Raw genomic sequence first — 13,690 nt, 5'->3', positions numbered from 1 at the left:
TAATTCCGAATCTTATGATAAAATTTTATAAGCGCTTACAAAAAATGAAAGGGGGTGATACAAGCTATACGAAATCGATATTCAATTTTATTGAAAAAAAGGAGGATGTCTAAATGACAAAGAAAACAGAAATTCCATCGCATTTAAAACCATTTGTATCCACACAACATTATGATCAATACACACCGGTGAATCACGCTGTGTGGCGTTACATTATGAGACAAAATCATAGCTTCTTAAAAGACGTTGCTCATCCAGCCTATGTGAACGGACTACAATCATCTGGTATTAATATAGATGCAATTCCAAAAGTAGAAGAAATGAATGAGTGTTTGGCACCAAGCGGCTGGGGCGCTGTAACAATTGACGGACTTATTCCTGGCGTAGCATTCTTCGATTTTCAAGGACACGGATTACTACCGATTGCAACAGATATCCGGAAAGTAGAAAATATCGAGTACACACCAGCTCCAGATATCGTACATGAAGCCGCAGGACACGCACCGATTTTACTTGATCCTACATATGCAAAATATGTGAAACGTTTTGGGCAAATTGGTGCAAAAGCTTTCTCTACAAAAGAAGAACATGATGCATTTGAAGCTGTTCGTACATTAACGATAGTAAAAGAAAGCCCTACTTCTACTCCTGATGAAGTTAAGGCTGCTGAAAATGCTGTAATTGAAAAACAAAAGTTAGTTTCTGGTTTATCGGAAGCTGAACAAATTTCACGTCTTTTCTGGTGGACAGTAGAATATGGATTGATCGGAAATATAGATGATCCAAAGATATATGGTGCTGGTCTCCTTTCTTCTGTTGGCGAAAGCAAACATTGCTTAACAGACGCTGTAGAAAAGGTTCCATTTTCTATCGAAGCATGTACAGGGACAACTTATGACGTAACAAAAATGCAACCACAACTATTTGTTTGTGAATCCTTTGAAGAATTAACAGATGCGCTTGAAACATTTTCTAAAACAATGGCCTTTAAAACAGGTGGAAAAGAAGGTTTAGAAAAAGCAATTCGCTCTGAGAACTATGCAACAGCTGAGCTAAATAGTGGATTACAAATTACAGGTACATTTAGCGAGACAATTGAAAACGATGCAGGTGAATTAATTTACATGCGAACAAATTCGCCAACGGCATTAGCGCTTCATAATAAACAGTTAGCGAATCATTCTACTTCTGTACACAGTGACGGATTTGGAACACCGATTGGATTACTTACTGAAAATATTGCATTAGAAAATTGTACAGACGAACAACTACAATCATTAGGAATTAAAATTGGAACTATCGCTGAGTTTACTTTTGCAAGTGGTATTCATGTAAAAGGAACAGTAACAGATATTGTGAAAAATGATAAGAAAATTGCTCTTATTTCCTTTATCGATTGCACAGTTACTTATAACGCCCGCGTTTTATTTGATGCTTCATGGGGCGCATTTGATATGGCTGTTGGCTCACAAATCACTTCAGTATTCCCAGGTGCCGCAGATGCAGCAGCATTTTTCCCAATGGATGAAGAAGTTCAAGAAATTCCTGCTCCGCTTGTACTGAATGAACTCGAGCGTATGTATCAAACAGTTCGAGATATTCGAAGTGAGGGGATTTTACACGACGCGCATATCGATCAATTAGTAGCAATCCAAGAAGTATTAAATAAATTTTATGCGAAAGAATGGTTGCTGCGCCTTGAAGTATTAGAGTTACTTTTAGAGCATAACAAAGGGTATGAAACATCTGCAGCATTACTACATCAACTTTCTACTTTCACAACTGACGAAGCTGTAACACGCCTTATTAACAATGGTCTTGCGTTACTTCCAATAAAGGATGTGAAAAATGATGCTAAGATTAACTGAAGAAGAAGTTCACGAGGAATTATTGAAGGTAGATAAATGGATGGTAAAAGATGAGAAATGGATTGAACGAAAATATATGTTTTCCGACTACTTAAAAGGAGTCGAATTTGTCTCTGAAGCCGCCAAACTATCAGAAGAACATAATCACCATCCATTTATCCTTATCCAGTATAAAGCAGTTATTATTACTTTGTCATCTTGGAATGCAAAAGGTTTAACGAAACTAGATTTTGAGCTTGCAAAACAATTTGATGAACTATTTTTACAAAACGAAAATGCAATTATAAGAAAATAAAAAAGAGAAGCCTTTTTAGGCTTCTCCTTTTATTTGGAAATGGATACAATGTCCAAATGGATCCTCGACTTGTAATATTCCATCTTTGTACGTAGCAATCTTACCAATATTTTTTAAGCTTTCACATACTTGCTCTTTTTGTTTTTCATCCGCTAATACAATTGTGAAATATTTCAAACCAACAGAACCTGGCATTTGCGGTGGTACCCCTTCACCTTGCCATGTATTTAAACCGATATGGTGATGATAGCCACCTGCTGATACGAACAACGCTCCATTACGAGCTGGGATTGTTACTTCAAAACCAAGACCATCAACATAGAAACGTTTCGCTTCCTCTAAATCAGCTACATGGAAATGAATATGCCCCATCACAGTACCAGCTGGAAATCCACTCCATGTACTTCCTTGCTGCAATAATTCTTCACCAGCTAACGGGTTACTAACAAATGGGAGCTCTCCATTCTCATCACGCCAAACTTCTTTTTGTCGGTCATGATAAATTTCAATCCCGTTTCCATCTGGATCAGCTAAATAAAGAGCTTCACTAAAGTAATGATCGGCCCCGCCATGTAGTGGATATACCATTTCTACAAGATGACGAAGAACATTCGCTAAATCCTGCCTACTTGGTAATAAAATTGCGTAATGATATAACCCTGTTCTTCCTCTTTGCTTCGGAAAAGCTTCTTTCTTTTCTTCAATGATAAGAAGTGGTTCATCATTTTCATTCCCAAATGTAACGACTGCTTTTTCTTCTTTTAGCACCTTCATACTTAGTACTTCCGTATAAAACTCTAGTGATTTCTTTACATTAGATACGTATAAATGAACAACATCCAGTGTTGTATCGGGATGAAGTTGAAAACTCATCTTGTTAGCCCCCCATTTAAATTAGTTCTTCTTTGACATTTTTTCTTTTAAGAAATTATCTACAAAACCATCAGCTTTTGCAACAAATAAGTATGCACCCATTGCTAATAATGCAAGTTCTAATTCGAAACCAGGATTTTTTCCATCTCCCAATAAACCAGCTGACCATTTCACTTTTACGATTGCTCCAACCATAACAAGTGCAAATAATAATCCAATATATCTTACACCTAAACCTAGAATTAATAATAGGCCTCCAACTAATTCAAATGTTGCTACACCGTATGCAAGTCCTCCTGGTAAACCAATGCTTGTAAACCACCCTGCAATATTGTCAATTCCTGATTGGAATTTTGTTAAACCGTGCATGAAGAATGTTACCCCTAACACGATACGAATAATTAAGTTACCAATATGTTGATTCATTTCTTTCTCTCCTTTATAGTTTTCTTATACAAAACTTTTATTCACATTACAAAACATACACTAATTTTTTTTATTCGTCAATTCATTTTCACTGGGAAAAAATATATTTTTTTTGCTATGATACAAATAGTTGTTTACAAAAAGGAGCTTGATTTTATGAATATTGGTTCTGCAATACGTGAAATTCGTCAACGTAGAGGCATAACAATCGCACAAATTTGTGAGGGAACAGGTCTTTCTAAAGGATTTATGAGTCAGGTTGAAAATAATAAAACATCACCATCTATCTCAACTTTAGAAACGATCTCCAATTTTTTAAACGTTCCCCTTCCCTATTTATTGTTAGAGCAAAAAGATCGATTAAAAATTGTCAAAAAAGAAGAACGGAAATACAGTGTATACGGCAAAGATGAGCAAAGAATTGAACATGTTGCGGAGCAAGGGGGCCTTCGCCTATCTTTAGTAGAAATCCCTACTGGATTCCCGAAAGAAAACTCACCAAATGCCCATGAAGGGGAAGAATGTCACCTTGTATTACGCGGAAAACTAGAAGTTCAGCACGGTGAAGATATTGCAATTGTAGAAGAAGGTGATTCTTTCTCATGGAATGCATGCGTTCCTCATATTGTTCGTAATATAGGAGAAGAAACTGCATTACTACTCATCTCTAGTTATGCGGAAAATCGAAAACGTGTTTACTAAATAATAAAAAAGAAGCCTGCTAAACAGGCTTCTTTTTTATCCCCTTATAATTCCATAACTTGTCCCCACTAGTACAGTCTTTTCGTGTTGATTGCGATAAACTGACTCGATTGAAACTTTTTTATAGCCTTCCATTTGCTCAACATTTGTTAAAGTTAATTCACAAGTGATTGTATCTCCTGTGAAAACTGGTCTAATAAACTCACTTACTAATTCTCTTGCTATGTAATGTAATTCTTCGCCTACTTTCGTTCCAATGCTAGCAGTCAATAAACCATGGACCATTAATCTTCCATTTTCATCATATTCCACATGGTGTCTACCTTTATCTCCGGTAATATTTGCAAATTCAAACACCTCTTCCTCAGTAAATCTTCTTTCATATTTAAATACATCCCCAACTTTTATACTCATTTTTATCCCCCTAATAATAAACAGAATTTTCTTTTATTTTATCATAAAATGTGCCTCAATCCATTCTCTATTATCAAATCCTCAAAATTACCTCGCTAAACTTTTACTTTTCATTCATTTATCGGTGACCATCTCTTTTCGCGACTTGATATCCATAATACGCACATGTTCCATTTCTCGATAGCTCTCTAACTTCAAATCCACAGCTTCTATAAAAATCAAAATTGTTCGCAGAAGTATGTGCAAACCAGTCACCATGTGGTAGCTTTTGCAAACAAAGAGCGACAAGTTTCTTACCTAATCCCTTCCCTCTATATTCACATTTCACAACTAAATTTACTATGTTCGCGACCATGATTCCATCAGAAATGACTCTAACCATGGCAATCATCTCTTCTTCATCCCAAATTGTGAATGCCCATGTTGAATTTTCAAATGCTATCGTGAATTTTTCAATTTGCCAAGAAGGGATATTATCATTGCTCCAACCGGCATCTTCGAATAAAGTCTTAATTGCATATGCAGGTACACCATTCGTCCCCTCACGAATAATAAGTCCATTATGATAAATGTACATGTAATCCCCCCTTTATTTTTATATACCATTCTTCAAAAAATGCAATTAACCTTTTTTCATCCAACGCGCCTAATGGAATAAACGAGAACATCCATCCCATGAAATGAAGTTGTTTTCTCATAACTAAGCCCCGTTTTTCTAGCAACAAAGATTGAGGCGGGGTGGTCCGGATTAATAAGAGAAATCAATTTATTCATTCGTAACGCTTGGAAGCCATAGTCTCGAAATGCTGCCGCTGCTTCTCTCGCATAGCCTTTTCCCCAATACTGAGGTAATAACCAATAACCAATTTCAATTTCCTCTTTTCCATCTATCTGCTGCTTTACTAATCCTGCATGACCAATCCGTATCCCCGTTTCCTTTTCAATTAATACAAATAAACCGAGGCCGTTTTTATAGCTAGGAATTACCCACTCTTCCAAACTTTTTTTACATTGCATATATGTTTTTAAATTCCCATTTCCAATATAGCGCATTACTTTTTCGTTTCCCCATAGTGAAGCGTAGAACTGTAAATCATCCATTGTATATTTACGAATTTGTAAACGGTCTGTATGAAACATTCCTTCACTCCTTTCTACTAATTTCTTCTTAATTTCACAATCATATTTTGTATGCACAATAAGTGTTACCATTTATTATAAATGAATCAACCACATAACACAGAATATTCAATCTTATAGAAACAAAAAAAGCAGTAGACAAATATTGTCCACTGCATCCATATCATAACTAGCATAAAGAAAACTACAATTGAGGGGGGTGTAGGATTTTCAAATATACTAGATACTTATCCCGTTCTAACGGGCGGTAAACTTTCCAATTGTTTCAAGTGAAAAGTTTACCGCACATAAGAACTTCCTTCGTTCATTAAGATAGTATTGCTAAATAATCATATACACGCTTAGATTTCTCTCCACCCATTCGTGCATGTTGAAGAAGAGAAATACCATGAGGACCAGATGCGCGCAATGCTTCTGGTTGAGCTACTAAAATAGCTTGTACAACTTCTAATTCACCAAGCATAGCTGCTGCAAAAATATCCATCCGAGCACCCTTTTCTAGTAAATAAAGAGCAATATCTTTACGACCTACATGTGCCGATGCGCCTAACGCACTTTCCCAATCTGATCCACCCCAATTATAAGAGGCGTGAAGTAAGCTTGGTGATTCAACCAATAGCTCTTGTACTTTCTCTAAATCCCCGTGAGCTGCCATAACAAATTCTCTTACTAATTCAATGGTAATACGCTCTTCTGTTTGCATCGCTCTTCTCCCCTTTTAGAAATTCGTTTCGGTGTAAAAAAAGGCTTGTCACTTCCCTGAAAAATATCTACATCTATGCCAAATACATGTTGAAACATTTCATGGCATAGTACTTCTTCTGGTATACCATCATACTGAATTTTTCCTCGCTTTAATACAAGTAAACGATCGCTATATTGAGCAGCTTGGTTAATGTCATGTAAAACCATTATAATTGTCATTCCAAACTCCTCATTTAATCGTTTCACAAGTTCCATTACTTCCAACTGGTGAACGATATCTAAAAAGGTTGTTGGTTCATCCAATAATAAGACATTTGTACGTTGCGCTAGCGTCATCGCAATCCAAGCACGTTGCCGTTCCCCTCCTGATAAAGAATGTAAAAGACGATATTCATACCCTTCAAGATTTGTAACAGATAATGCCCAATCAACAATTTCTTCATCTTCTTTATTTAAGTGGCTACTCCATGATTTATGTGGACCTCTTCCGAACTCAATTAGTTCTTTCACTGTTAAATCTAATTGATGATCATGCATTTGTGGTAACATTGCTAATTGCTTCGCTACATCAGCACTCTTCATCATATGAATATTTTTCCCATCTAAAATGATGTCCCCTTCGCTTTGTTTCAGTAGCCTTGCTATTAAACGAAGCAAAGTAGATTTTCCCGATCCATTCGGACCAATTAAACTAACGATTTCTCCAGCCTTAATATGTACATTCATATTTTGCATTTGAAATCTTTCAGAGTGTGCGTAAAACACTTTGTTAACGGAAATCACTTTGTTTTCCTCCTCTATGAATTAAATATAAGAAGAACGGACCACCTAAGAAGGACAGTAAAATACCAACAGGCAATTCGATTGGGTCAAACCAACTTCGAGCTATTGCATCCGCAAAAACAAGTAATACCCCGCCGCCAAGGCATGATAAAGGTAGCAAATATCTATAATCATTTCCAACTAATAAACGTAGCATATGTGGTACGACAAGACCGACAAATCCAATAAGACCAGACACACTTACTGCAATTCCAGCTAATAATGTACTTACTACGATTAAATAAAACCGACTTTTTTCCACGTTATGTCCTAATAACTTTGCCATTTCATCTCCAAGCATTAACACTCGAATATGCTTAATACCAAAGAAAGCTAATATAATGGCGAATATTGCATAATAAATAATCATATTTAAATGTGCCCAACTTACACCACCAATACCACCCGCTAGCCACGGTAACACCGATTGTACTTTGTCACTATGTAATAACATTAATGCTGACGTTGCTGCACCAATTAATGCATTGATCGACACCCCTACTAAGACGATTCTTGAAGGTGGTGCCCCTTTTTGCCATGATAAAGCATAAATAACCATCGCTGTTATGAAAGCTCCTAAAAACGCCCCTAGTGGTAAAAAAGCTAGATGCTGTGGGAATAAAATCATGATGACAATTGCTACAAGGCCTGCCCCAGATGAAACTCCGATAATACCAGGATCTGCAAGAGGGTTTCTCATAACTCCTTGTAGCAGTGTACCAGATGCAGCTAAACATGTTCCTACTATAAACCCAATGAGCACTCTCGGTATGCGAAGATCCCATACAATTCGATGAACTGTCGAACCTTCATCTTGTATACCCGTTAGAATATCTCGTACAGAAAAGGATAAACTTCCTGCGAAAAGACCGTAAAAGAGACCTAGGATTGTTAATACAACTAAAGTAACTGCTATTATCCATCTTTTTTTCGCAAAAGGATGTTCCTTTTCTCTTACTACTTCACTACTTTCCATAGTATCATTTCCTTACATCTTGTATACTTTTATACATAAAGTCCATCGCTTCTGTAACTTTTGTACCAGGATTAGATCCAAATAAATCAGGTGGCAAAATAACTACGCGGTTTTGTTTTACTGCCTCTAAATTTTTCCACGCTTCATTTTTCATCATTTCGCCTTCGAATGCTTTTTTCACACTTTTTGGATCTCCGTGTGTAATTAAATAAATCACATCTGGATTCGCCTCAATAATACGTTCTACACTTAGCTGTGCATATTGCGGATATTCTTTCGTTTCTGGAAAATCAGAAGCAATATTTTTTCCGCCTGTTTTTTCTAAAATATCACCTGATAAAGATGTTGGTAATGCCGCTAAATAAGTTCCTGGTGCGCCATACACTAGCAATGCTTTCGCATCGCTCTTTTTCTCATATTTCTTCATTTGATCATTCATTTTTTGATTAATTTCTTTTGCTTTATCTTCTTTCTTCATTACCGTTCCATATAATTCAATATTTTTTTGAATATCTTGTACAGAATTCGCAGAAGAAATGATAACTTGCGTTCCTTGTCCTTCAACCGTTGGCACATTCTTTTGGAATCCATTGTTAGCAACAAGTACATCGGGCTTTAAACTAGCAATTTGCTCAAAATTCGGTTGATGTGCATTCCCAATTACTTGTGCTTTCTTTAGCTCATCTGGAAGAGTTAATTTCGTATCCGGGCGACCTACTATTTTTCCACCTAAAGCATGAATAATATCCATATCCCCCATACTTAATGTTGCAAAACTTTCTGGCACTTTATCGAATGTTACCTTTCTTCCTGATAGGTCGGTAATTTCGATTTTCTCTTTTCCTTTTTCTGTTTTGGTTGCAGACGCTTTTTCGTCCCCTTTGGCACTGCAACCTATTAACAAGAAAAAAATAGATAAAATCGCTGTAAATAGCGTAATAGATTTTTTCATTCCTTCACCTCTAATTGATAATGATAATCATTAACTACTATTCTACTTTAATTGATAAGGATTATCATTGTCAACACGAAACGCATATATTTTCCTACAAAAAAACAAAAAGCGCGACAAAAAGATTTTTTCTTTTCGCTGCGCTCTAGTTAACAATATTATTCACATTCATTTTCCTCTAGCTGGTCACGCATCACTTTCACACGCTGAAAGAAAAAGAACGATAAGCTTAAAAATATAACGATGCTCCCCATCATAACAAAAAATTGGATTGTCTCTTTTGCTCCACTCGGAATCAATAAGCCAACCATTAACAATGTACTTACAGCGAGAAGCATTTGTCCAAACCGAGTATAATCTTCTATTTTTCCTTTTAATTCTTTCATTATATTCTCACTCCTCCATTTCACTGTATCATATTCTATGAAACTGAAAGACCAGTAAATACAGCCATTCTGGGAGATGTTTTCCAATAAAAAAAGAGCCGCTTTTACTGCGGCTCTTTTTTTATCATTATTCACCTTTATATGCTTCCATATAAATTTCTTTCAGCTCTGAAATAAGCGGTAACTTTGGATTAGCAGTTGTACATTGATCTTCAAAAGCTCTTTCTGCTAATACTCCAACAACCTCTTCAAATTGCTCTTTATCGACTCCTTGTCCCGCAATACTCATATTAATATTTAAGCTTTTTCCAAGCTCAATAATTGCTTGGACGAGTGATTCCACTCCTTCTGCTGCCGAACTTGCTGGAAGCCCGAGCATTCTCGCTATATGTGCATATCTTTCATCTGCCACAAAGTGCTCATATTTTGGGAACAATGCGTGTTTTCTTGGCTTAATAGCATTATAGCGGACTACGTGCGGCATTAGAATGGCATTTGCACGTCCGTGCGGAATATGGAATTCTGGTCCAATCTTATGTGCTAAGCTGTGATTAATACCGAGGAAAGCATTTGCAAATGCCATCCCTGCAATTGCAGAAGCGTTATGCATTTTTTCTCTTGCTTCTTCATCATTTCCATCTTTATATGCTCTCGGTAAATATTTGAATACGAGATCAATAGCTTTTAATGCTAATCCATCTGTATAGTCATTTGCCATAACAGACACATACGCCTCAATTGCATGTGTTAAAACATCCATACCAGTATCTGCTGTTACATGTGGTGGTACTGTCATTACAAATTGTGGATCAACAATTGCTACATCTGGTGTTAATTCATAATCTGCGAGCGGATACTTTATATTATTTTTCTTATCTGTAATAACCGCAAATGGTGTCACTTCTGATCCCGTTCCTGATGTCGTTGGAATCGCAACAAACTGCGCCTTATTTCCTAATTCCGGATATTTACATGTACGTTTTCTTATATCTAAAAATTTCTGTTTAATACCATAGAATGTCGTTTCTGGATGCTCATAGAATAACCACATTCCTTTTGCTGCATCCATAGCTGAACCACCACCAAGTGCGATAATTACATCTGGCTTAAAGCTTTTCATCATTTCCGCACCTTTGAAAACAGTTTCATCTGATGGATCTGGTTCGACCTCAAAGAAAACTTCAACTTTCACATCATTTGCATTCTTGTTTAAATAGTGCGCGACTGTATCGACATAGCCATGTTCAACCATTCCGGGGTCCGTTACAATAAATGCACGTGAAATGTTAGGCATATTTGCTAAATAAGCTGTAGCATGTTTTTCAAAATAAATTTTTGGTGGCAGTTTGAACCACTGCATATTCTTTTTTCTATTTGCCAGCCTTTTTATATTTAATAAATGAGTCGCTGTTACATTTTGGGAAACTGAATTCTTTCCGTATGAACCACAACCAAGTGTAAGTGATGGAATAAATCCATTATATATATCCCCTATTCCACCTTGTGATGAAGGTGCATTTACAATGAGACGGCAAGCTTTCATACGTAACCCAAATTGCTTTTGCACATCTTTATTTGTAGAATGGATAACTGCTGAATGTCCTAAACCACCGAGGTTCAACATTTCTTCGCAATATGTAAATCCTTCTTCTAATGAATTTGCCTTCACACAAGCTAATACTGGACTCAGTTTCTCACGGGATAACGGATATGCTGCTCCGATACCTTGAATTTCAGCTACAAGCATTTTTGTATGTCCAGGAACAGTGATCCCAACTAAATCGGCAATATACTGTGCTGATTTCCCTACAATATCACTATTTACTGCACATGTATTTTCATTTATAACGAGCTTTTCTAATTTTTTTCTTTCTTCTTCTGTTACAAAGTAACAACTGTTTTCAATCATTTCTGTTTTAACATCATCATAAATTTCTTTATCGACAATGATTGCTTGTTCCGATGCACAAATCATACCGTTATCAAATGTTTTTGATAAAATTAAATCATTAACAGCTCGTTTTACATGTGCTGATTTTTCTATATAACACGGTACATTACCAGGACCAACGCCTAACGCTGGTTTTCCAGTAGAGTAAGCTGATTTCACCATACCAGCGCCTCCAGTTGCTAGAACGAGTGCTACACCATCATGGTTCATCAATTGTTTCGTCGCTTCAACAGACGGTCTTTCAATCCATTGAATACAGTGTTTTGGTGCACCAGCTTTCATCGCTGCATCATATACGGTTTTCGCTGCTGCCACAGAACATTTTTGTGCGGAAGGATGAAATGCGAAAATAATTGGATTTCTTGTTTTTATCGCAATTAACGCTTTAAACATTGTTGTCGACGTTGGATTCGTTACTGGTGTTACTCCAGCTACTACACCGACAGGTTCCGCGATTTCTATTATTTCTTCATGAGGATCTTCGTGAATAGTCCCTACCGTTTTATCTTGCTTTATACTATGCCAAATATATTCAGTGGCAAAAATATTTTTAATGCATTTGTCTTCATATACACCACGGCCAGTTTCTTCAACTGCCAATTTTGCTAGCGGCATATGTTGATCAACACCTGCTAATGCCATTTCATGAACAATGTTGTCAATTTCCTCTTGTGTAAAACTTTCTAATGCTTGTAAAGCTTGTTGACCATTATTTACTAGCGTATCAATCATCTTTTTTACTTCCTGCATTTCATTTACAACTTTCTCTTTGACTACCATGTAAATTTCCTCCTATTCTACTATTACGGTCCTTATATGTCCCTGTAGGTCAAAATAAGTCCCAATTAACACAAAAAAATAGAGATGCTTTCCTACATGAATTTCATTGTTTGTGAAAAGTTTCACAAGTTTGTTCGTGAGTAACGTTTCCTGAATTCAATATACATGAAATCATTTCGTTTGTGTATGTCTATTTTGTGAAACGTTTCACAAAAAGACGTAATAAAAAAACGCACTGCTAATATAGAGCAGTGCATTTTTTATTATGCTAGCGCTTGTGCTAAATCTTCAATTAAATCTTCACCATCTTCAATACCGACAGAAATACGAATTAATGTATCTGTAATTCCTAATTCTTTGCGGCGATCAGCTGGGATTGATGCATGTGTCATTTGAGATGGAATAGAAATTAAACTTTCTACCGCTCCTAAGCTTTCAGCAAGTGTAAAGTATTGTAGTTTCTCAAGTACTTTATTTAATGTTTCTTCACTATCTACATCAAATGAGATAATAGCACCAAACCCGTTTGCTTGTTCTGTTGCTAATTCGTGATTTTGATGTGATTCAAGACCTGGGTAATATACTTTATTTACTTTTGGATGATTATTTAAGAACTCAGCAATAGCACGTGAATTCGTTTCATGTTCTTCCATACGAATTCCTAATGTTTTTAAACCGCGAAGTAGTAAGAAGCTATCTTGTGGCCCAAGAATACCTCCTGTTGAGTTTTGTACAAAGTGAAGATCTTCTGCTAGTTGTGGGCTATTTACAACTACTAAACCTGCAACTACATCACTATGACCTCCTAAATATTTCGTTGCACTATGAAGCACAATATCTGCTCCTAAAGAAATCGGCGACTGCCAATATGGCGTCATGAATGTGTTATCAATAATTGTTAATAGGTCTTTCTCTTTAGCAAGAGTAGATATTTTCTTAATATCAGTAATTTTTAGTAGTGGGTTCGTTGGTGTTTCCACATAAATTGCTTTCGTATTTGGACGAATCGCTTCTTCAACTTCCTCTAAGTTTGTTGTATCTACGAATGTATGCTCAATACCGAAACGGTTTAATACTTTCGTAATAACGCGGTATGTTCCGCCATAAACATCATCTGTTAAAATAACGTGGTCACCTTTTGAGAACAACATAATTGTCGCTGTAATAGCAGCCATTCCTGAACCAAATGCAAATCCAGCATGCCCATTTTCTAATACAGCAATCATTTCTTCTAAAGCTGCACGTGTTGGGTTACCTGTACGTGAATATTCATATCCTTGATGCTTACCAACTGCTTCTTGTTTGTACGTACTTGTTTGATAAATCGGTACGTTTACAGATCCAGTTGAAGGTTCTCCTATGCGAATACCATGAATTAACTTTGTCTTTGCTCTCATTTT

15 protein-coding genes are annotated in these 13,690 nt (G+C 36.4%); 3 read left to right on the top strand and 12 right to left on the bottom strand.

All coding sequences use genetic code 11. From position 1 onward, the window contains the following. Window positions 1–113 precede the first annotated feature (113 nt). Window positions 114–1,868 carry an aromatic amino acid hydroxylase gene (locus tag ACK1U5_RS17840; RefSeq protein ID WP_044584870.1) on the top strand — a complete coding sequence of 585 codons (1,755 nt, stop codon included), beginning with the start codon at window positions 114–116 and terminating at the stop codon, window positions 1,866–1,868. Further along, window positions 1,849–2,163 carry a 4a-hydroxytetrahydrobiopterin dehydratase gene (locus tag ACK1U5_RS17835; RefSeq protein WP_000979538.1) on the top strand — a complete coding sequence of 105 codons (315 nt, stop codon included), beginning with the start codon at window positions 1,849–1,851 and terminating at the stop codon, window positions 2,161–2,163. Before ACK1U5_RS17840 ends, ACK1U5_RS17835 begins: the two co-directional genes overlap by 20 nt. 15 nt (window positions 2,164–2,178) lie before the next feature. On the opposite strand, the gene ACK1U5_RS17830 is transcribed toward ACK1U5_RS17835, so the two are convergent. After that, window positions 2,179–3,036, bottom strand: coding sequence for a VOC family protein (locus tag ACK1U5_RS17830; protein ID WP_000009844.1), 858 nt, complete (start codon window positions 3,034–3,036; stop codon window positions 2,179–2,181). Window positions 3,037–3,057: 21 nt separating this feature from the next. Next, on the bottom strand, window positions 3,058–3,462 hold the full coding sequence (locus ACK1U5_RS17825) for a DoxX family protein (protein WP_001071553.1): 405 nt from the start codon (window positions 3,460–3,462) through the stop codon (window positions 3,058–3,060). 156 nt (window positions 3,463–3,618) lie between these two features. On the opposite strand from ACK1U5_RS17825, the gene ACK1U5_RS17820 reads away from it, so the two are divergent. Beyond that, window positions 3,619–4,164 carry a helix-turn-helix domain-containing protein gene (locus ACK1U5_RS17820; RefSeq protein ID WP_001020693.1) on the top strand — a complete coding sequence of 182 codons (546 nt, stop codon included), beginning with the start codon at window positions 3,619–3,621 and terminating at the stop codon, window positions 4,162–4,164. 36 nt (window positions 4,165–4,200) lie between these two features. Here the strand turns inward: ACK1U5_RS17820 and ACK1U5_RS17815 are convergent, their stop codons facing one another. From ACK1U5_RS17815 to ACK1U5_RS17770, 10 genes are all read right to left on the bottom strand, one after another. Then, on the bottom strand, window positions 4,201–4,578 hold the full coding sequence (locus ACK1U5_RS17815) for a MaoC/PaaZ C-terminal domain-containing protein (RefSeq protein ID WP_000025015.1): 378 nt from the start codon (window positions 4,576–4,578) through the stop codon (window positions 4,201–4,203). 118 nt (window positions 4,579–4,696) lie between these two features. After that, window positions 4,697–5,155 carry a GNAT family N-acetyltransferase gene (locus tag ACK1U5_RS17810; RefSeq protein ID WP_000276114.1) on the bottom strand — a complete coding sequence of 153 codons (459 nt, stop codon included), beginning with the start codon at window positions 5,153–5,155 and terminating at the stop codon, window positions 4,697–4,699. A 56-nt stretch (window positions 5,156–5,211) separates the two neighbouring features. Then, a complete protein-coding gene (locus ACK1U5_RS17805) occupies window positions 5,212–5,790 on the bottom strand; it encodes a GNAT family N-acetyltransferase (RefSeq protein WP_000258037.1) in 579 nt (192 codons plus the stop codon). A gap of 235 nt (window positions 5,791–6,025) precedes the next feature. After that, complete coding sequence (locus ACK1U5_RS17800) at window positions 6,026–6,421, bottom strand: ankyrin repeat domain-containing protein (protein WP_001192763.1); 396 nt, start codon at window positions 6,419–6,421, stop codon at window positions 6,026–6,028. Continuing rightward, window positions 6,388–7,206 (bottom strand): ABC transporter ATP-binding protein, encoded by an 819-nt coding sequence (locus ACK1U5_RS17795; protein WP_000626525.1) that lies wholly within the window; start codon window positions 7,204–7,206, stop codon window positions 6,388–6,390. Before ACK1U5_RS17795 ends, ACK1U5_RS17800 begins: the two co-directional genes overlap by 34 nt. Next, window positions 7,193–8,221, bottom strand: coding sequence for a FecCD family ABC transporter permease (locus ACK1U5_RS17790; protein WP_002000971.1), 1,029 nt, complete (start codon window positions 8,219–8,221; stop codon window positions 7,193–7,195). The genes ACK1U5_RS17795 and ACK1U5_RS17790 overlap by 14 nt, the downstream gene beginning before the upstream one ends. A gap of 4 nt (window positions 8,222–8,225) precedes the next feature. Next, entirely contained in the window at window positions 8,226–9,173 is a 948-nt protein-coding gene (locus ACK1U5_RS17785) for an ABC transporter substrate-binding protein (RefSeq protein WP_000748453.1), read from the bottom strand. Between the two features lie 158 nt (window positions 9,174–9,331). Then, complete coding sequence (locus tag ACK1U5_RS17780) at window positions 9,332–9,559, bottom strand: YrhC family protein (protein ID WP_000661265.1); 228 nt, start codon at window positions 9,557–9,559, stop codon at window positions 9,332–9,334. A 127-nt stretch (window positions 9,560–9,686) separates the two neighbouring features. Further along, window positions 9,687–12,290: a bifunctional acetaldehyde-CoA/alcohol dehydrogenase gene (gene adhE / locus ACK1U5_RS17775; RefSeq protein WP_069604743.1), complete on the bottom strand. Its 2,604-nt coding sequence runs from the start codon at window positions 12,288–12,290 to the stop codon at window positions 9,687–9,689. Between the two features lie 263 nt (window positions 12,291–12,553). Beyond that, window positions 12,554–13,687 (bottom strand): bifunctional cystathionine gamma-lyase/homocysteine desulfhydrase, encoded by a 1,134-nt coding sequence (locus ACK1U5_RS17770; protein ID WP_001201908.1) that lies wholly within the window; start codon window positions 13,685–13,687, stop codon window positions 12,554–12,556. Between the last annotated feature and the right edge of the window lie 3 nt (window positions 13,688–13,690).

This window comes from Bacillus sp. XB1, from assembly GCF_053557995.1.
This window is presented reverse-complemented; position numbering and strand designations above follow the sequence as displayed.